The 18,476-nt window shown below is 68.5% G+C and carries 14 protein-coding genes; 4 read left to right on the top strand and 10 right to left on the bottom strand.

Annotated elements, in window-relative coordinates; all coding sequences use genetic code 11:
• Nucleotides 1-65: 65 nt before the first annotated feature.
• From RYH79_RS15860 to RYH79_RS15840, 5 genes are all read right to left on the bottom strand, one after another.
• Complete coding sequence (locus RYH79_RS15860) at nt 66-1,367, bottom strand: hypothetical protein (protein ID WP_370901104.1); 1,302 nt, start codon at nt 1,365-1,367, stop codon at nt 66-68.
• Nucleotides 1,364-2,074: a hypothetical protein gene (locus RYH79_RS15855; RefSeq protein WP_370901102.1), complete on the bottom strand. Its 711-nt coding sequence runs from the start codon at nt 2,072-2,074 to the stop codon at nt 1,364-1,366. Before RYH79_RS15855 ends, RYH79_RS15860 begins: the two co-directional genes overlap by 4 nt.
• Nucleotides 2,075-2,144: 70 nt before the next feature.
• Nucleotides 2,145-2,834, bottom strand: a complete 690-nt coding sequence (locus RYH79_RS15850) for an HNH endonuclease (protein ID WP_370901100.1) — start codon at nt 2,832-2,834, stop codon at nt 2,145-2,147.
• An 80-nt stretch (nt 2,835-2,914) separates the two neighbouring features.
• On the bottom strand, nt 2,915-3,064 hold the full coding sequence (locus RYH79_RS15845; protein ID WP_370901098.1) for a hypothetical protein: 150 nt from the start codon (nt 3,062-3,064) through the stop codon (nt 2,915-2,917).
• Between the two features lie 56 nt (nt 3,065-3,120).
• On the bottom strand, nt 3,121-5,019 hold the full coding sequence (locus tag RYH79_RS15840; protein ID WP_370901097.1) for a S9 family peptidase: 1,899 nt from the start codon (nt 5,017-5,019) through the stop codon (nt 3,121-3,123).
• Nucleotides 5,020-5,595: 576 nt separating this feature from the next.
• Here RYH79_RS15840 and RYH79_RS15835 point away from each other — a divergent pair.
• Both RYH79_RS15835 and RYH79_RS15830 read left to right on the top strand, forming a co-directional pair.
• Nucleotides 5,596-5,778, top strand: a complete 183-nt coding sequence (locus RYH79_RS15835) for a DUF8107 family protein (RefSeq protein WP_370901095.1) — start codon at nt 5,596-5,598, stop codon at nt 5,776-5,778.
• 91 nt (nt 5,779-5,869) lie between these two features.
• Complete coding sequence (locus RYH79_RS15830; protein ID WP_370901093.1) at nt 5,870-6,700, top strand: hypothetical protein; 831 nt, start codon at nt 5,870-5,872, stop codon at nt 6,698-6,700.
• 34 nt (nt 6,701-6,734) lie between these two features.
• Here RYH79_RS15830 and RYH79_RS15825 read toward each other — a convergent pair whose 3' ends face one another.
• Entirely contained in the window at nt 6,735-8,387 is a 1,653-nt protein-coding gene (locus RYH79_RS15825; protein ID WP_370901091.1) for a PGF-pre-PGF domain-containing protein, read from the bottom strand.
• 277 nt (nt 8,388-8,664) lie between these two features.
• Here RYH79_RS15825 and RYH79_RS15820 point away from each other — a divergent pair, with 277 nt between their 5' ends.
• Together RYH79_RS15820 and RYH79_RS15815 are read left to right on the top strand one after the other, a co-directional pair.
• On the top strand, nt 8,665-10,107 hold the full coding sequence (locus tag RYH79_RS15820; RefSeq protein ID WP_370901089.1) for a DUF5305 family protein: 1,443 nt from the start codon (nt 8,665-8,667) through the stop codon (nt 10,105-10,107).
• 164 nt (nt 10,108-10,271) lie between these two features.
• Nucleotides 10,272-12,008 (top strand): S8 family peptidase, encoded by a 1,737-nt coding sequence (locus RYH79_RS15815; protein WP_370901087.1) that lies wholly within the window; start codon nt 10,272-10,274, stop codon nt 12,006-12,008.
• Nucleotides 12,009-12,123: 115 nt separating this feature from the next.
• On the opposite strand, the gene RYH79_RS15810 is transcribed toward RYH79_RS15815, so the two are convergent.
• The 4 genes from RYH79_RS15810 to RYH79_RS15795 form a co-directional block, all read right to left on the bottom strand.
• A complete protein-coding gene (locus RYH79_RS15810; protein ID WP_370901085.1) occupies nt 12,124-13,920 on the bottom strand; it encodes a right-handed parallel beta-helix repeat-containing protein in 1,797 nt (598 codons plus the stop codon).
• Nucleotides 13,921-14,000: 80 nt separating this feature from the next.
• Nucleotides 14,001-16,370 carry a right-handed parallel beta-helix repeat-containing protein gene (locus RYH79_RS15805; RefSeq protein ID WP_370901083.1) on the bottom strand — a complete coding sequence of 790 codons (2,370 nt, stop codon included), beginning with the start codon at nt 16,368-16,370 and terminating at the stop codon, nt 14,001-14,003.
• Between the two features lie 157 nt (nt 16,371-16,527).
• Entirely contained in the window at nt 16,528-17,751 is a 1,224-nt protein-coding gene (locus tag RYH79_RS15800) for a LamG-like jellyroll fold domain-containing protein (protein WP_370901081.1), read from the bottom strand.
• Nucleotides 17,752-17,799: 48 nt separating this feature from the next.
• Nucleotides 17,800-18,393 (bottom strand): hypothetical protein, encoded by a 594-nt coding sequence (locus tag RYH79_RS15795; RefSeq protein WP_370901079.1) that lies wholly within the window; start codon nt 18,391-18,393, stop codon nt 17,800-17,802.
• Nucleotides 18,394-18,476 lie beyond the last annotated feature (83 nt).

Raw genomic sequence — 18,476 nt, 5'->3', positions numbered from 1 at the left:
GCGCCGAAGCGTCTTAAACTGACCTTCGAGGTTGTTCTCTTTCTCGAAGGCCGTATAAGGCAGTATTAGGTCTCGCCCGTGTCGCGGAGTCGGGCGGCGACCCGCGGACACACCTCCAGCGCGGCCGCGGCGAGCCCCGACGCGGCGACGCTGGCTGCGACCGGGCGGTGGAGCCGTCGGGGGTCGATCTCGCCGTAGTCGTCGAGCTGCTCCAGTCCCGCGTCGGCGTCGGCGAGTCGGTGACCGGCGTCGACGAGGATCGGTCGCGCCAGCGCCGGGACCTCGGTCGTCTCGACGGCCGTCGTCAGGACTGCGGCGGCGTCGTTCCGCACCTCGACCGCCCACTCGGCGGAGTCGACCCGATCCAGGTCACCCTGGTCGACCTGGGTGTGGAGCCAGGACAGCGCCGACAGCGCCGACAACGAACGGGTGGCGTCCACGACGGCCGAGGCCGGACCGGGAGACTCGTCGAGACCGACCTGCTCTCTCCGGGCGGCGTAGTCGAGTTCGTCCAGCGCCCGCCGGGCGAGCCGCCGGTCGTCGCCCGTCGGCGCCGGCGGGACGGACTCACGTTCACGCCGAACGCGGTCGAACAGTTCCCGTGCGACCGACCGGATTCGGTCGTGGTAGTCCGTGTCGCCGCCGGCGGCGGCACGGGCGGCGAGGTGGCGGACGTCCGACAGTCTGGCGCGGGCCGCTTCGGCCGCGGCGGCGTGCTCGGCGACCCGGAGGAGCTCCGACTCGGTGTGTGGCTCGTCGGGGTCGGTCGCGGCCTCGAACCCCCACTCGACGGCCGCGTGACAGGCGACAGCCGTCACGGGGTCGCTCGCGACGTACGTGTGCTCGGCGGCGGCGTCTCGGGCGTCGGTCCGGACCGCCGCCAGCCGCTCTCGGACGGCCGCGAGCGTCAGGGAACCGTCGGCGAACCGCCAGCCCGCGGCGGCGTACGCCGCCCGTCTGCGGGCGTACCGGAGTCGATCCAGTGCGATCCGCTCCGAGCGGGCGGTCTGTGCGTCCCCCAACGCCTCGCCGGCGTCGACGGCGCCGTCGGCCACCGCCGCCCGAACGGCACCGTTCGGGACCGTCTCCGCCGGCACCGGTGTCGGGAGCCGTCCCAACAGCGCGAGCGTCCGGTCGCGGTGACCCCGGAACTGCGCCGGCGCGACGGTGACCGGGTACGTCTCGACCACGGGTGGCCGTGGGTCGCCGTCGTCGTCCGTCGCCGGGTCGTCGACCCGGATGTCGGCGGCGTCCAGCCGGCGTTCCTGCCAGGGGAGCCGGAGGTCGTCGCCGCCGCTACAGCCCGCCAGCGCCGTCGCCGCGAGCGTCGCCGCCACCCCGCGACGGGTGTACGTTCGTCGGGTCACGCTCCCTCCGTCGTGGATTCGGCCGTCGTCGCGGTGTCCGTGTCACTGTCACTCTCACCGTCGGTGGCGTCACGCTCTTCATCGGTGGCGTCACGCTCGCCGTCGCCGTCACGCCGCGACCCCCGACAGCTCCCGCCGCTCAGCGACGTGGACAGGCTGCTCACCCTGCCGATGCGACCCGGCAGGCGGATCAGCCGCGTCTCGAACACCCGGGTGTCGGCCGGGCACGCCTCCGTGTACGGCTTCAGCCGACGGCCGTACTCCGTGTTCACGCTGCCGGTGCTCCAGCCGATGGAACACAGCGTCACGTCGTAACAGGCCAACACCTGCAGCGTCTGGACGTACACGGACTCGCTGTCGAAGTCGGTGGCGTCGAGAAACGAGCGGACGGCGTCGTCGTCGGCCGCGGCGGTCGTGGCGACGGTCGCGGCCGTCTCCCGGTCGGCGACCACCTCCGAGTCGACAGTCCCGCGGCGTCGGTCGAACTCGGCGGGCTCGCCGCCCTCCGAGAGCGTGATCGGCGGGCGGTCGTCGTCCGGTTCACCGCGGACGACCAGTGTCGGGGGGTCGGTGAGCTGCCCGGCGTCGGGGCCGGCGGGTGTGTCGTCCTCGCCGACCGTCGCCGTCTCCGTGTCGGTGCTTCCGCAGCCGGCGCCGACGGCCAGGAGGCCGACGACGCCGAGGAGGCGGCGTCTCGTGGGGACCATTCCGGTCGCTCGATTCCGGCGGTCGCGGCAAAAGTCCGGTGGTCGGGTGTCGACGCCCGTGACGGAACCGTCACCGACGACGGATCGCCGTCCACCGGTCGACGACCAACTGCGGTTCGCCGTCGTACGTCGCCGTCTCCGCGCCGACGAGTCGGACGGACTCCCCCTCGGACAGTCGAGGGTGATCGCCGCCGGCCCAGACCACGAACCGGCAGCGGTCGTCGTCTCCGCCTCGGAACCGGCCCAGTTGGGCGACGTTGTCGTCGTCGCTCGACCACAGCTCCGCGACCGTCACGTCGACGGTGACGCCGGTGCCGTCCGGCTGGGCGAGCGCGCCTGCCAGGTCCAACGGCTGGAGCCGTCGGCCCCGAGCGTCACGCTCCGTGCCGCCGGCCAGCGACAACAACACGGGGACGACGAGCGCCAGCCGGAGGAGTCGCAGCCAGAACGGGCGAGCGTTGCGACGCTCGTACTCTCTGGCACGGCCGGCGACGGTCTCGTTGTTCGGGTGTTTCTCTGCGTGACAGCTCGGACACAGCGCCTGGAGGTTGTCGAGCGCGTGGCTCCCGCCGTCCGCCTTCGGGACGACGTGGTCCACCTCCAGACGCACGTCGTCGACACGAGTGCTCCTGACGCCGCAGGACTGACAGCCGTTGGCGTCGCGCTCGAAGACGCGCTTGCGCCGCGCCGGCCAGTCCGGCGGGTACTCGTCGGAGGGGTGATCTGCGTACGCAGGATCGTACGGTTCGCCGTCGGTCACACCACGGGCAACGACAGGCAGGGGTGTAAGCCTGTGGCCCGGGGCGACTCACCGGAGAGTAGCAGGGATTCGGAGGCGACTCACCGGAGGGCGCCGGCGAAGAATCCTGCGGCGCCGTCGTCGCCGTCGAGTTCGACGAACCGACGACCGCCACAGTCGTCGCACGCGCTCGGTGGGTCGACGGCGGCGTACACCGTCCCACAGTTACGGCAGTCGAAGCGTCGGAGCACGAACGTCTGTCGGGCCCGAAGCCGCCTGAACCTGTCGCAGGGGCCCGACGGGCGGGCTAGTCGTCGAGCGACGCGACGGGCGCCTCCTCGGTGCCGATCCGACGGTCGAGGAAGTCGTCCAACAGCTCCAGCGAGCGAATCTTCTGGTCGATGTCCGAGGACCCGTGGCCCTCCTCGCCCAGCTCCTCGTACTCGAAGTCGCCGTCCGAGCCGGCCTCGAAGCCGGACTCCTCCAGCGCGTCACGGAGGATACGGGCCTGCGACACCGGTACGCGCGGGTCGTTGACGCCGTGGACGATCAGGAGCGGACAGTCGAGGTTCTCGACGTGCTCGACGGGACTGCGTTCCTCGTACAGCGTCGGGTTCTCGTCGGGCGTGCCGAGGTTCTTGACCATCAGCTCCGTCCGGAAGTGCGGCATCGTGTTCTCGTACATGTCGACCAAGTCCGAGAGGCCGACGGATGTGACGGCGGCGTCGTACAGGTCGGGGTACTGGACGACCTGCCAGTTGGTGGAGAACCCGCCGTAGGAGCCGCCGTAGACGACGATCCGGTCGTCGTCGATCCAGTCGTACTCCGAGAGGACGTGCTCGACGCCAATCGCGACGTCGCCCTGCTCTGCGCCGCCCCAGTCGTCGTACAACGACCGGACGAACTCGCGGCCACGGCCGGTGGAGCCGCGGTAGTTCACCTGGAGCACGGAGAAGCCACGCGACAGCAGGAACTGCGTCCGGTAGCTGAACCGCCGTAGGTCGCGTGCCCGCGGGCCACCGTGGGGGTTGACGATCAACGGCGACGGCCGGACGCCGGAGTCGAACAGGAGCCCCTGGATCTCGTACTCCTCGGCCGGCTCGTGTTCGACCGCCCGTGCCGGCGTCTCCGGCACGCCGTCGGAGTCGAACCGGATCGTCTCCGGCTCGACGAAGTCCGACGGTGAGAACGGCCCGTACTCCGCCTGGAGCAGCTCCGTCGTCTCGTCGTCGTCGAGGTCGTACGTCAACAGCGTCGCTCGCGTGGAAGCGGCCGTGTGGTAGACGACCTGACGGCCGTCCGCCAGCGGTTCACCCAGCAGTCCCGACACGCCCGGATCCAGCTCCAGTTCCGTCGCCTCGCCGGTCTCGACGTCGTACACGACGGGTACCTGAACGGAGTCGCGGGAGCGATCCGCGACGAACCGCTCGCCGTCGGCCAGGAAGCGGTCGGGCGACTCGTCGAACCCGTCGCCGCCGAACCAGGTCACCTCGTCCGTCTCCAGGTCGTACACGCCCGAGCGACCCACGTCGGTGGTGTTGTCCGACACGAGCAGCCGTTCGCCGTCCGGGCCGAAGTCGACCGGCGCCGTCTCCGCGCCGGTGTCGCCGATGTCCAACACCCGTACGTCCTCGCCGTCACGGTCGGCGACGTACACGTCCTGGTTGTCGTAGTCGTCCGTCTCGTTGGTGGTGAACGCGATCTGCTCGCAGTCCGGCGACAGCAGTCCGCCGCTGGCGGCCCGCTCGTAGTCCGTCAGCTTCGTCGTCTCTCCCGTCGGCACGTCGTGTCGGTAGAGGTTGAGCTGATCGCCGGCGCTGGAGGCGAACAACAGCGTCTCGCCGTCGTCGCCGACCGCCTGGAGCCGACACTGTCCGTCCATCTCTACGACGGGCTCCGTCTCGCCGTCGAGGTCGATCTGGTGGATGTCGTGTTGCTCGTCGCCGGCCTCGTCGCGGTGGAAGAACAGCCGGTCGCCGTCCGGGTGCCACTCGAACCCCGCCCGGACCGCCCGCGGCACCTCGCCGTCGCTCAGCTGCTCCAGGTCGCCCGTCTCCGGGTCGAGGAGGTGGAGCTCGTTGCGCCCGGTCACGTCGTAGTAGACGGCAATCTGCTCGCCGTCCGGCCCGACCGTGGGCGCGAGCAGCGACGGGAGAGACGCCAGTTCCCGCAACACGTCGTCGGTGTCTGTTGTCTCGGTTGACACGTAAACTGGATGGGGTGGGAGGCATTTTATGTTACTGGTAGGAGTACTCGTGTCGAAACACGGGAGCGATACTCGGGACAGTGCCCGTCCGCGTCGGTATCCCCGCGTCGACCGTCCGCTTCGACGCCGTCGCGGCCGTCCGTCGCAGTCGTCCGTCCCGCACGTCTGTTACGATTATCTGCTACAGCTATCTGTTATGTACGTCTGTTACTACTACCTGTTATGGCCTCATGTTGCAGAGGTCCGTCCCCACTGTCTGCCGGTTCGTCACGGGTTGCGGGGGCGCCACCACTGTCTCGACCCGTCGGCGGGTCACCGGCGACGGAAGCGAAAGTGGCGAGTCACCGCCGACAGACATCGAGACGGTGAGTCACCGCCGACAGACATCGAGACGGTGAGTCACCGCCGACAGGCATCGAGACGGTGAGTCGTCGCCGACAGGCATCGAGACGGTGAGTCACCGCCGACAGGCATCGAGACGGTGAGTCACCGGCGACGGACACCAAGACGGATCAGTCGTCCCAGACGGTCGTCGGGGCCGCAAGCTACGTGTCGACGGACGTCCGACGTTCTGGCGTGGACGCGCTCGACGACGACGACGGGGTGTCGCTCTCTGTGACGGCCGCGTTCGCCGTCTGTTTCGCCACCGCGGTGGTGTGGGGGCTGCACCTGCTCGACGTGGTCGCGTTCGGGGTCGTGAACGTCGCCGCCGCCGCGGCGGTGGTCGCCGCCGCGGTCGTTCTCGCCGGCCGCGAGTGAGTTGCCCACCCGCCGAGCCGGGTTTCGAGGTGAGACCGAAGTGGTGACACGGGGCCTGGAATCAAGTGTCGCCGGCCCCCAGCCGGGGGCGATGGACGACGCTGTCGAGACTGGGTTCTGGCGGCTCCTCCGAACCGGCTCACGCCCGGTCGATCTGGTCGGACTCGTCGCAGTCCCGGTGGTGCTCGTCGCCGTCTACGCGCTCCCCACGGGGGTCAAACGAGGACTCGTGTTCGACTACACGCACCCGACGCTGTTGTCGGCGTACACGGCCCACTTCGTCCACTTCGATCCGACACACCTGCTCGTCAACCTCGGGAGCTACCTCCTGTTGGCGCCGACGGCGTACGCACTGGCCGTGTTCGCGGGTGAACAGGCTCGGTTCCGTGTCGTGTTCGTCGTGCTGGTCACGGCGCTGCCGGTGACGCTGTCGGCGCTCAACCTCGCGGTCGTCCGTCCGCGGATCGGCTACGGCTTCTCCGGGCTGTCGATGGGGCTGCTGGCCGTGACCGGGCTGTTGGTCGTCGAGTACACCGCGCAGACGCTGTCGGCCGGGTGGTGTTCCCGCGCGGACGCGCCGCTCGTCTTCTTCGTCGAGGCGACGCTGATCGCGTTGGCGGTCCGGCCCCACACCACCGCCACGCTGGCCGTCGCCGCCGGCGCCGCCGTCGTCGCCGCCGGCTACGCCGTCGCCGTCGGCCGCCGAGCCCGCGCGGCCGACTCGTTGCTCCACCCGACCGCCCGCCGTCCGGGATTCGCGGAGCTGGCCGTCGTCGCCTGTGTCGCGCTCGCCGGCTTCCCGGCCGTCGCGTTCCCCGCGAACCCGACCGGCGACGGCACCGTCCTCAACCTCTACACCCACCTCCTCGGGTTCGCAGTGACCTTCGTCGCCGCCTACAGTCTCCCGGAGATCGACGCCTGACGGGGTCACGGGACGGCTCGCTGCCGCCGCCCGGTCACGACCGCGAACGGTACCACGCCCCCAGGCCGACCAGTAAGATAGCGCCGACCAGGAGTCCGAACTCCGTCGCCGGGAACCCGAACGGCTCTACGACCGGTCGCTCCGTCGCGGCAGTCGGCGTCGCCGACGAGGGGGTCTGGGTGACCTGTGGTGTCCGGGTTTCCGTCGGTGTCACCGCCGACGAGGGTGTGGCAGTCGGTGTTCGGGTCTCGGTCGGCGTCTGTGTCTCGGTCGGCGTCTGGGTCGCCTGCGGCGTCTGGGTCTCGGTCGGCGTCTGGGTCGCCTGCGGCGTCTGGGTCTCGGTCGGCGTCTGGGTCGCCTGCGGCGTCTGCGTCTCCGTCGGCGTGGGTGTCGTCTGGGGTGTCTGCGTCGGGGTCACTGTCGCCGTCGCGTTCGACTGCACGTCGACGGTGACCGTCGCGGCGTCGGTCAGCCCGGCGTAGTCGACGGTGACGACCCGCAGTTCGTAGACGCCCGGCCGATCCGGGGTCCACCGAAGCGTCGCGTCACCCGTCACGCGTTCCACCGTCCCGTCGCCGTCCGTGTCCCAACGGTAACGCACGACGCCGGCGTTGTCCGTCGACCCGCTCGCGTCGACGACGACGGCTTCGCCGGCGGCCGCCGTCTTCGGTGCCGACACCGCCGCCTCCGGGGGACGGACCCGACTCGACGGGACACCGGCCCTCCCTACCGACTGGTCGTCGGGGACTCCAACGACCGCGAACGTCGAGGCCCCGGGCGAGCGAGCCCGGAACCGGATCACGTCCGCCCCGCGCTCGACGACTCGCGTCGGCAGGCGAGTCCAGGCACCGTCGTGGTACCGAGCCAGCCGGACGTTGCTCGGCTCGATTCCCATCGCCACCAGCCGATCGCGGGCGACGGCGATGCCGAACGTCACGCGGTCGAACGTCGACTCGGGAGTGTCGTGGTCGACGCGGACGTAGCCGACCGGCTCGCCGGTCGTGTTCGCCGGCGCTGCGTCCGCGTCCACCGCAGACCGGTTCGCCCCGGTCTCGACCGTCAGTGACAACGCCGTCTCGCGGTTCGTGCTGGCGCCCACGGACTCCACCGTCACGTTGCCGTCGTCACCCGAGACGTTCACGTCAGCAGTGACGGATCCGTCGGGGCCCGTCTCTGGGACGGTCACCCGGACACCGTCGGACATCTGCTCGACGGTCGCGTTCGGATCACTGTCGTTGGCTCCGGGGACGAGCGCGTGGACGGTCAGCTCCGAGACGGCGACCCCGTCGTCCGCGTCGACGACCACGCCGACCGAGAACCGGTCGCCGCCGGCGACGCGACACGGGTCCGACCGGTCGAGTTCGCAGCCGGCCGCGAGGAACGACACCGACTCCGAGTCGTCCGAGAGCCACACTCGGACGCTTTCGTTGCCCGTGTTGGCGACGACGAACACCCGTCGGAGCACCGTTCGCCCGTTCGTGAGCGCACTGTCGACGGTCACCTGCAGCTCGCCGTCACCGTCGAAGCCGGCGTACGCCCCGTTCGGGCCGTCCGCTGGCCGCAGTTCGACCGCCTCTGCGGGAGTCATCAGACTGTCACCCCCGTCCAACACGACGGCGCCGGTCGCCGTCATCGCGGACAACGCGGCGACGACGGCCACCGCCGCCACCAGACGCCGTCGCCTCACGACGGACTCACCACCGACACTCCAACCTGCATCGTCACGTCGTTCGTCTCCCGGGGACTTGGTTACGACCCACCTCGCACCACCTCAGCCACCGCCGGAAGCCTTCAGGCCGGGTCTGAACGGGGTGAGACCGACCCCCCGACGCCCTCCAGGGGTCCGTAGGCGGCGGTTGAACGCCGTGCCCCTCGTCGCAGGCCAGGCCAGACGCGGCGCAGACGACCCTTTCCGTGCCCGCGACCGGGAACTATTTTCTGTGTGGCACACACCATAGATTACTGTGAATCGTTTCTGGTTGGTACTCCGGCGGACGGTCGGGAGGTGGTTCGGGGTCGTCGTGGTCGGGTTGGTCGTCCTCGCGGCCGTGGGCGGCTGGGCAACGTACACCGGGCACGTCGACCCGGGGACGCACACGGAACGAGAGACGGTCGCGGCGTGGTCGCCGACGGACACCGTCCGGCACAGCGCCCGCGTGACGAAACTGAACCCCGTGTTTCCGCGCAACGTCACGTTGGAGAACCGCTCGGCGTATCTCACGCGAGCGTCACCGAGGTTCAGAGCCCAGTTCGCGCCCGGCTACACCGCGACCGACGACGGTAACGTCACCACGACGGTGGTCCTGTCGGTCGTCCGGCGCGCGGTCGTGACCGGCGAGGGCCCCGGGGCCGACGAGCAGACGCTCTGGCAGACGGAACGCCGGCTCCGGACGGAGCGGGGCCGGCTCGCGCCGGGCGAGCAGCTGTCGGCCGAGACGGAGCTGAACGCTACTCGGCTGGACGGCGAGACGGACGCGCTCGTCGCCAGCCTCGGCGGGTCACCCGGCGAGGTGTACACGGAGGTACGCGCCGAGATTCGGCTCGTCGGCACCGTCGCCGACAGACCGGTCGAGACGACGTGGACCCGTCGGCTCCGCGTCGAGGTCGCCGACGGCGTCTACCGACTCACGCCCGTCGGGGCGACTCCCGGGGGTCGAGAGTGGACGCGGACGGTCGTCGTCCCGAACGACCCCGGGCTCCCCAGGCAGGTCGGTGGCCCGGTCGCGTTGCTCGTCGGGCTCGCCGGACTCGCCGTCGCGGTCGTCGGTCGACGCGCCGGCGCGTTCCGGCTCGATCCCGTCGAGTCGGAGTGGCTGGCCTACCGGAGCGACGCCTCGGAGTTCGGCGAGTGGGTGATCGACGCCGAGGTGCCACGGACGCTCACGGACGGGACCGTCGCCGAGGCGAACTCGCTTTCCGACCTGGTGGATCTCGCAATCGACGCCGACGAGGCCGTCCTCCGGGGTGACACCGGCGACTACTTCGTCCGGTACGGCGAGGTAGTGTACGTCTACAGCCCGCCCGAGCCCGAGGTCGTCCGAGCGCGCGGCGGGTTCGACCTGGGCGACGGGCTGCCGTCGGTCGGTCTGTCCGGCACGAACGACGAGCAGGCCGACGGACGAGCGTCGCGTGCCGACGGGGGTGGCGCCGGGGCCACGCCGTCGTTCGAGGAGACGACGACCGACGGCGACCTGGAGGAAGAACTGCGCGATAGCGACTCGGACGAAGAACTGCGCGATAGCGACCCGGACGAAGAACTACGAGACGGCCACCCGGACGACGGCGACACCACGGTCGACCCGTCGGAGAGGAGTAACGGCGACCCGACGGACGCCGACGCGGAAGACGAGCCCGACACCACCTGGGAGGGCGAGCCAGGCGACGAGGGCGACGAGGAGCGCTCGTAGACCCGCGAAGTGAGGGCGTGACGCCGACAGTCGCCGCGATACCTTCTTCTCGCGGCGATTGTTCGGCGTCGGCCGTGCCGCCGACACGCTCAATCACACGTTGATCGAGATTCTGTCACTTCAGAGAGATAATTACTACAACGGTTCCGGCCCACAACTGGGTCGTGAGTGACAGACAGCTCGGCGGTGTGAACGGTCCGTCTGGGAACTTCTCGACGCGATCGGTCTCGATGGAGACGAGCGACGACCGGTTCATCGTTAGCGTCGACGACGACCCCGACGCCGACACCGTGTCGATGGGGGAGATGTCCGGTTCTAACTACACGATCGTCCACGACCTGAGCGAGGAGATCGGCTACGTCGTCGTCCAGGGTGACGAGTCGTGGATGCCGGCGGAAGCGGAGTTCGTCCGGGACCGCGTGATCCAGATCGACGATCCGGTGACACAGTTGTCGCCCGACGAGGTGGCGAAGCCGGACGGACTCGACCCCCAGTCGATCCAACAGTGGGACAAGCTCGAACAGAACGCCGGACAGATCCCGGCAGACGCGGGCTCGGGTGCTCGAATTGGAATCGTCGACTCCGGTGTGATCGGTGCGAAGGCGGGCGACGGTGTACCGGAACACCCCGATCTCCCCAGAGGCTCCAAGGTGCTGACGGGTTCCGGTGAGCCGAACGACGACGGCGTGTTCGAGGGACCGTCGTACAACTTCACCGGGGACGGCACGGGCCCTGGACCGGTCACGGATCCTCACGGGACGGAGTGTGCCGGCACTGCGGCCGCGGCCGACAACGGCACTGGTGTCGCCGGGATCGCCCCTGGTGCAGAAATTGTCGACCTACGGGTGTTCCCCGCAGAGGGTGGTGCCGCGACGGGAGACATCCTCGCCGCGATGGTCGCCGGAGCGACCCCCAGAGACGAGACGGTGAACGTCACGGTCGGCGAAGTCGTCGACGACTCGATGCCGCGAGAGGTCAGGGGCTCCGGCTGTGACGTGCTCAACCTGAGTCTCGGACTGCCGCCACTGGTGCCGATCCCGGAGGGACCGCTCCCGTCGCTTCCGAGCCCTCTCATCGCGGTCCCGCTCAGGACGATCGCCTTCTTCGGGGGTATGTACACCAGCGCCGCGCAGTACGCGCTCTCGGAGGGCACACTCCCGATCGCGTCGGCCGGCAACAGCGGTGTCGGGCTCGGGATCCCGTTGTCCGACGACAGACAGGTGCCCAGGCTCCAAGACCCCGAGATCGACGCTGCGCCGGTAACGTTCCCGGCGAACGCGGAGGGGTTCGTGAGTGTCGGTGCCACCGGCCCCATCGGCTACGGCTGGTCCGCCGACGGCGACGGGGTATTCTTCCAGACAGAACTCCCGGAATACGAACCGGCCCAGTACTCGAACTACGGGACGAGCGATCCGACCATCGCCGGCGGGACGGCCGTCGACGTGACGGCCGGGGGCGGGAACTTCGACTCCGGCGCGTTCGCGTCCATCGACGCGATCGAGGCCGGTGATCCAATTTTCGACCTCCTGTACACGACCGCGTTCACTGGAGACAGGAGAGGCGGCAGCCTCTCACCGAACTTCACTTTCACTGCCGGCACGTCCTTCTCTGCGCCGAACGTGGCCGGACTGGCGGCCCTCCTGTACGGATTCGGCGACGATCCGACGCCGGAGGCGGTCCGGACCACCATCGAAGAGTCTGCAGAACAGCTCCCCGTCGGTCGTGCCGGGCAGACGGCCGCCGCGAGCGTCGGGACCCCCAACGCGGCGACGGACTCCGTGTTCGACGGCGACAGCCCCTCGGCTCCCGGGCGGGTCTCCGGTCGTCTCGACCCGGCCGACCACCGCGGTAACGGCCACATCGACGTGCTGGCCGCTATCGAGCCGTTCCTGCAAGGGTAGACGGTCCCGTCCACGCGTCTCCGTCACCGCGACGAATCCGTCGGTGACGGCACTTCTCTCGTTCGACGAGCGGGGTCGAGAGACGTTCGTCAGAAGAGCTCGACGGGCCCTGGTCTCAGTTCCCGTCGGCACCGACGCCCGAGACGGGGGCTCCGGCGGTCCCACCGGCGACGCCCTGTGAGGTGCCGGTCCCGTTGTCATCGAGGAAGACGTTCGAGAGCTGCACCTCGGTGCCGCCGTCGGTGTCGTCCGTCGACACACCGAAGCCGGCGTTGTCGATCACGTTCGAGTTGCTCACGGCGACGTTGGTCCCCGTGGCGGCGCCGTCGAAGACGGCGACACCGGAGAACCCGCCCGCGCCACCGTTCCCGTCCACCGACGCTCGTCTGATCTGGCCCTTGGCGACCGCCCCGGCGAACTGGTTACCGAGGACGACGCCGGTGCCGTCGTTTCCGTCGGCGGTCACGCGCTCGACGACCGGGGTGTCGAACGCCACGCCGTTCAGGTCGATCCCGTTGGCACCGTTGTTCGACGCCTCCACGTTCTGCACCGTCACATCGGACGCCGAGTCGCCGAACACGATCAGGCCGCTGTCGCCGTTGTCGCTGACGGACACGCCGGTGACCTCCACGGCGGAGATCTGCCCGTCGGCGTACCCCGTCCCGACGGCGAGACCCGTTCCGCCGTTGTCGTCGATCACCGACTCGCTCACCGTTACGGAGCCGACGTCGTCACCGAACACGTCGACGCCGAGCCGCTCGTTGCCCTCCACGAGGACGTCGTACAACTCCAGCTCGGAGCCGCCCCCGAAATCGTCGACGTCGACGCCACTACCGCCGTTGTTCCGGATCCGCGTGAACTCGATACGTCCGGAGATTCCGCTGGCGTCGATCCCGGAGCCGCCGTTCCCGTCGATCACGCTGTTGCGGACATCGAGCCGCTCGACGGACTGGAGTGAGAGTCCCGCCTGCCGGTTGTCCACGACGGCGACGTTCTCGAGCGTGACGGCCGAGACCGAGTTCGTGGTCCCGACGGTGAACACACCGTCGCCCGTGTCGGAGTTGCCGCCTTCGGCGCCAGTCACCCGAAGGTCCTGCAGAGTGACGGAGTCGGCACCGCCGCGGACCTCCACCTGGTCTTCGAGGACGGTGTTCGACCCCGGGTCGTTCCCGGAGCCGTCGCCGCGGAGACGGAGGTCGGTCACGTCGCCGACGACGACCGGGCCGTCCGTCGCGTACCGTCCAGGGTCGACCTGGATCGCCGACTTCTGTACGGAGCCGTCCTGGATCGCGTCGACCGCCGGCTGGATGTCGTCGAAGTCGCCACGCCCAGACTGGCGGCTGACCAGCACTGCGTCCTGTGGCGTCTCGCCCGCGGTGAAGCTCTCGTCGGGACGCTCGGCCGTCGCGTTGAACGTCGCCGTCGCGGTCACGTCACTCTCCAGCGCGCTCGTGTCGACGAACGCGCCGACAGTCTGCGCCTCCCCCGGAGTCAGCTCCACTACCTCGTTGGCTCGATCACGCAGTTGGACCGTCGGGTCACTGTCCGGGTAGAAGTACAGTTCGTCGTTCGACACGCCGCCGGAGACCCGCACGAACAGGAAGATCGACTGTGTCCCCTGGTTCCGCACCTGCAACAGCCCGTCGAACCGGTACGTGGAGTCCGTGCCGAGACCCGACCCGCCGGTGTCCGTCGAACTGAAGTCGAGACCCACGGTCCCGTCGGAGACCGTGGCGAACGCGTTCGCGTTCGGGCCCGTGCCAGGTTCGAGGCTCAACAGAGCGTCACTGTCGTCTGCGACCTGTACCGACACGTCACGCTGTGCGCGCACGCTGGTGAACGCGCCGGAGCCGACCGCTCCGGCCGCACCGGCTGCCGTTCCCATTCCGAGTAGGAGTTTGCGTCGTTGCATGTCAGTCTTCCCCGAGACGGGGACGCCCACCGACGGAGTCGAACCGCCGTGCGCCAGCGTGGGTCGTGATGTTGCTCGTGTCAGTTGCTACCTACCTTGACACTGGCCGAGACACCACCGTTGTCCTCCGAGAGGGCAGTCTCCTGACCCGACACAGTGCTCTCGCCGTTCAAGTCCTCGAACCCGTCGCCGTTCCGTTCGACCGCGAGAATCGCGTCGTCACCACTGAACCCGCTGATGTCGTTTTCGCGGATCGATCCCTGGTCAATGTCACCGTCCACCGGCTCCTCGAACAGGACCACGGGTGTCCCCCAACCGCTGACGACGTTGTCCAGAATGTCGAACTCCGTCGTCGGGCGCCCCTGGGTGCTGACCAGCACAGCCTGTCCCTTCGTGTTCCCGTCGAGAACGTTGTTCTCGATCCGGTAGTTCGAGCCATCGCTGATCAGGATTGCCTGTGGATTTTCTTGATCCGACGACCGTTGGTCGAACACGTTGTTCGACACGACTGTCTCGCCGGTCCCGGCGGCGTCGATACGGATTCCGTGCGGGCTCGCCGGTGAGATCGAGACCTCGTTGTTCCGGAACACCAGTCCCTCCCCGGGGTTGACGTAAACTGGCTTGCCCTCCTGCAGGTCGATGTCGAACCCTTCGAACCGCACGTCTGGTGCCTGGATCTCGACACGGCTTCCTGTCGCTTCGATTGTCGGCCGACCGAATACAGATTGGATCGTGAGCGACTTGTCGACCGACACCGCGTCGTACGCCGTGTCGGACGCTCCGACGGCGAGCGTCTCTCCAGCACTCGCGGCGTCGACTGCGTCCTGGAGTGCGCTGCCGCCGCCGGAGACGAGTCGGAGGTCACCCGGGAACAACACGTTCTCTGTCACCTGAACGGACGGCTCGAACGTGTTGGCCTCGGCCACCGCGTTCAGGTCGAGCACACCACCCGTGTCGAGCACGAACTGCTCTACGTCCGGACTATCTGCACTGAACGTGTTGTCGGTGACCGACACGTTCGACGCAGAGCCTGTGACGATGAGGTGAACGGGCGGGGCGAAGTTGCCGGGTGTCGTCGTCTCGATGTTCGAGATGTCGTTTCCTTTGATCGTCACATCCGATGGTCCCGTTGTGCTGTTGCCGCCCTTCGACAGGGCCAGCACCTGCGTGAACCCACCGGGGTCGTTCGTTCCGGGAATGTCGCCTTCGGTGTTCAGGTCACTGATCGTGTTGCCGACGATCTCACCCGACACGTCACCGTTGAATCGGACGGCGACTGCCGAACGCGTGTCTAACACGTCAGTGATCGTGTTGTTGGCGACGCGCACGTCGTCGATTCCACTGTCGATTCCCTCCTGCTTACGCTGCGAGTTGATGTGAATCGCCTGAACGGCACCCTGATCTTCGTCGGTCCCGCTCAACTGGGCGATCTGGTTGTTCTCGACCCTGACACCACTCGTCGCCCCCTCCGCGTACACTGCCATCGGATTCGCGTCGTCGTTTTCGGTTCCGAGTCCGGTGATGACGTTGTCGACCACCGAGACACCGGTGTTGCCAGACTCGACGTGTACGCCAACAACGCCCGCGTTGTCATCGGGACTGGTGTCGAGGCCCTCACCCGAGTTCTGAACGTCCAATCTGCTGATCGTCACGTCGTCCGACTTGACGGTGAACGTGTCCGAATCCTGCCCGACGACAGTTGCCGCATCGCCGTTCTTGGGGTCTGTCGTCCCTCTGATCGTGATCGGTTTGTCGACGACGACGGACTCCTCGAAAGTTCCCGGCTCCACGAATACAGTCGTTCCGTCGACTTCCTCTACGGCCGACTGAATGGAGTCGAACTCTCCGTCGTTCCGATCTTCAGTGACGACCGCTGCGTCTTCACCGCTCCCGTCTCGTGGCTGTGAGCCACTAGGAACGTCCACGTCGGCGTTGATCGTCGTCGAGAGAGACTGTTCACCACTCACTGCCTCCGTGTCCACGAACAGTCCCAACGACACTGACTCCCCGACGGGGAGCGTCAAGACGCTGTTCTCGCCGTCGTTGAGCTCCCGGTCGGCGTTCGACTGCGGGTAGAAGTACACGTCTCCTCTCGTGAGGTCGTCGTCTGCGTCCGAGAAGTCGAACGTCACCCAGGCGTACACCGTCTGTGTCCCCTGGTTCGTGAGCCGCAGGATGTCGTCGAACTGGTACTCCGAGTCCGTCCCGAGCCCGGAGCCGCCAGCACTCGTCTCCGAGAAGTCCAGTGCGACCGTCCCGTCGGTGGTCGTCTCGGCGAACGCACTCGCGTTCGGCCCGTCACCCGTCTCGATGCCCAACAGCGCGTCCGCGTCGTCCGCCACCTGCACTGTCACGTCACGCTCTGCGGAGACGCTGGTGAACGCACCGGTTCCAACCGCTCCTGCGCCGACTGCGGTTCCGATTCCGATCAGTAGTTTGCGTCGTTGCATACTCACACTACCCCTTCTCGGGGAGACCCACCGGCGGAGTCGAACCGCCGCGACACGGTGACTCCGTGTCGGGGGTCTCCGGCACGAACCGGAGACGCCGTCCACGGAGTCCGCGTCGTGTCTCCGAACGTGGAGACACGTACACCAGCGTGGGCAGTCACTTCGTCGCGTCGTACAGCGCCGTCACCTCTCCTGGATCGAGTGCCCGATCGTACAGCCGAACGTCCTCGACACGTCCGTGCCACGAGTTCCCGCCGCCGTCCTTCGACCCGATCACGAACTGTGAACTCGACGTGCCGAACGGCCCCTGCGTCTCCCCGACCACCGAGCCGTCGACGTAGAACCGTCCGCGACCGGATCTGTCGTACGTCAGCACACAGTGGTACCAGACGCCGGTCTCGGGCTCCGGACCGAACAACGTCGCTTTGTTGCCGTCCGGCTCTCGGTTGAACTGTGTGTACAGTCGCCCCTCCGGACCGTGATACCCGATCAGGTAGTCACGGTTCCTGGCGCGCTGCCACTTCGAAACGGCCAACGGGTACTCGGTCTGGTCGAACCCGGCCGCGTTCGCCCAGACAGCCAGCGAGAACGGACTGCCCACACCCAGACGTGCCGTGGTCTCGACGAACTGGTCTTCCTCTGGGAACTGGACTGCACCGCCACTCTTGCCGGCCGCAGCCGTCACCGCCTCCGGAACCGACCCGTCTGCTCCGCCGACGACGTCCTCGGCGACCCCTTCCCCGACTCGATCCAGTGGCCAGTGTGCCGCAAGTCCGCCCGTCGGCCCCGGGATCGTCGTCCCGTCGCCGGCAACGACCGCACCGGAAGCGGGGTTCGTCGCCGCAGCGTTGATCGTCACCGTCAGGTCTAGCTCTCCAACCGCGACACCCGTGGTGTCGAAGAACACGCCGACCGAGACCGACTCGCCGACCCCGAGGTACGACACGTCGTCCTCGCTGTCGCGCAACACGTCCCCGGCGTCTCCGTTCGGATAGACGTACACGTCCGGGTTCGGACCCGTCGTCTCCAACGCGGACTCGTCTGCTCCCGCGAACGTCGCCCAGACGTAGACCGGTTGTGTCCCACGGTTCGTCACCCGGAACACGTCGTCGAGCTGGTAGGTCGAGTCCGCCCCCAGCCCGCTACCACCCGCCTCGGTCGCGCCGAACGCCAGCGCGAGCCGGTCGCCGGCCGCGGTCGTGGCGTACGCTCGCCCGTTCGCCGTGTCGATGGGTTCGAGTCCGACCAGCGCGTCCTCGTCGGCGGCCGTCTCGACGGAGATCGTCCGCTCGGCGACGACACTGGTGAACGCACCCGAGCCGATTACGCCGCTGACTCCTCCGACCGCGCCGAGTGCGGCGAGTAGCGTTCGCCTGTTCATTCGAGACCCACCAGCGGAGTCGAACCGCTGTACGCCGAACGTGGGTTGTTACACTGCATCGGCCGTGAGCTCGAGCCCGTCGATCAGCACCTCGTCGGCGGAGATACCCCGCGTGTCGATCAGGAGACTGACGTAGTACGAGTGACCGACTGGAATCTGCCGACTGCCGCTGCCGCGTGGCTGTTCTCCCTCGAACAGGAGGTCCGAGTCGATCCCGGTCGGGGCCTCGGGGTCGAGCGTGTGGAACACGTCGAGTTCGGTGAACCCGCCTCTCGCTTGGTTCACTCCGAACACCACCGCGTCGGGGTAGGAGCCGGTCTTCTCGCCGGTGAGTTCGACGGTGCTCGTCCCCCGATTCTCCACTCGAAACACGTCGTCGAGGACGGTCAGCGCGTCCGGGTTCACACCGGGACCACCGTCGGCGCCGGTCACGTCCAGCGACAGTGTCCCGTTGGCCGCCGTCGCGTACGCGCCGTTCGGGGTGTCGGCCGGTCGGAGCGCTAACAGTGCGTCCGTGTCGCTCGCCACGGACACGTCCACGCCTCGGTTGGTACTGACGCTGGTGAACGCACCTGTACTCATCGCCGTCGCGCCGCCGACGGCGACCGATCCGAGGGCCGCCAGCATCGTGCGTCGTTGCATTGGTGTTCACCCCCTCTCGGAGAGACCCACCGACGGAGTCGAACCGTCGCCGTGTCCGGTCGTGGACACGGACGACCCGTGTG

It is taken from the genome of Halobaculum sp. MBLA0143, assembly GCF_041361465.1.
Lineage (GTDB): Archaea > Halobacteriota > Halobacteria > Halobacteriales > Haloferacaceae > JAHENP01.
Note: the sequence above shows the minus strand (reverse complement) of the source record. Positions and strands in the feature narration are given on the sequence as shown.

Excerpts from the sequence above, each read along its gene's own strand:
- RYH79_RS15855 (WP_370901102.1), bottom strand. The coding sequence starts at position 2,074 with ATGGTCCCCACGAGACGCCGCCTCCTCGGCGTCGTCGGCCTCCTGGCC.
- RYH79_RS15830 (WP_370901093.1), top strand. The coding sequence starts at position 5,870 with ATGGACGACGCTGTCGAGACTGGGTTCTGGCGGCTCCTCCGAACCGGC.
- RYH79_RS15810 (WP_370901085.1), bottom strand. The coding sequence starts at position 13,920 with ATGCAACGACGCAAACTCCTACTCGGAATGGGAACGGCAGCCGGTGCG.
- RYH79_RS15805 (WP_370901083.1), bottom strand. The coding sequence starts at position 16,370 with ATGCAACGACGCAAACTACTGATCGGAATCGGAACCGCAGTCGGCGCA.
- RYH79_RS15800 (WP_370901081.1), bottom strand. The coding sequence starts at position 17,751 with ATGAACAGGCGAACGCTACTCGCCGCACTCGGCGCGGTCGGAGGAGTC.
- RYH79_RS15795 (WP_370901079.1), bottom strand. The coding sequence starts at position 18,393 with ATGCAACGACGCACGATGCTGGCGGCCCTCGGATCGGTCGCCGTCGGC.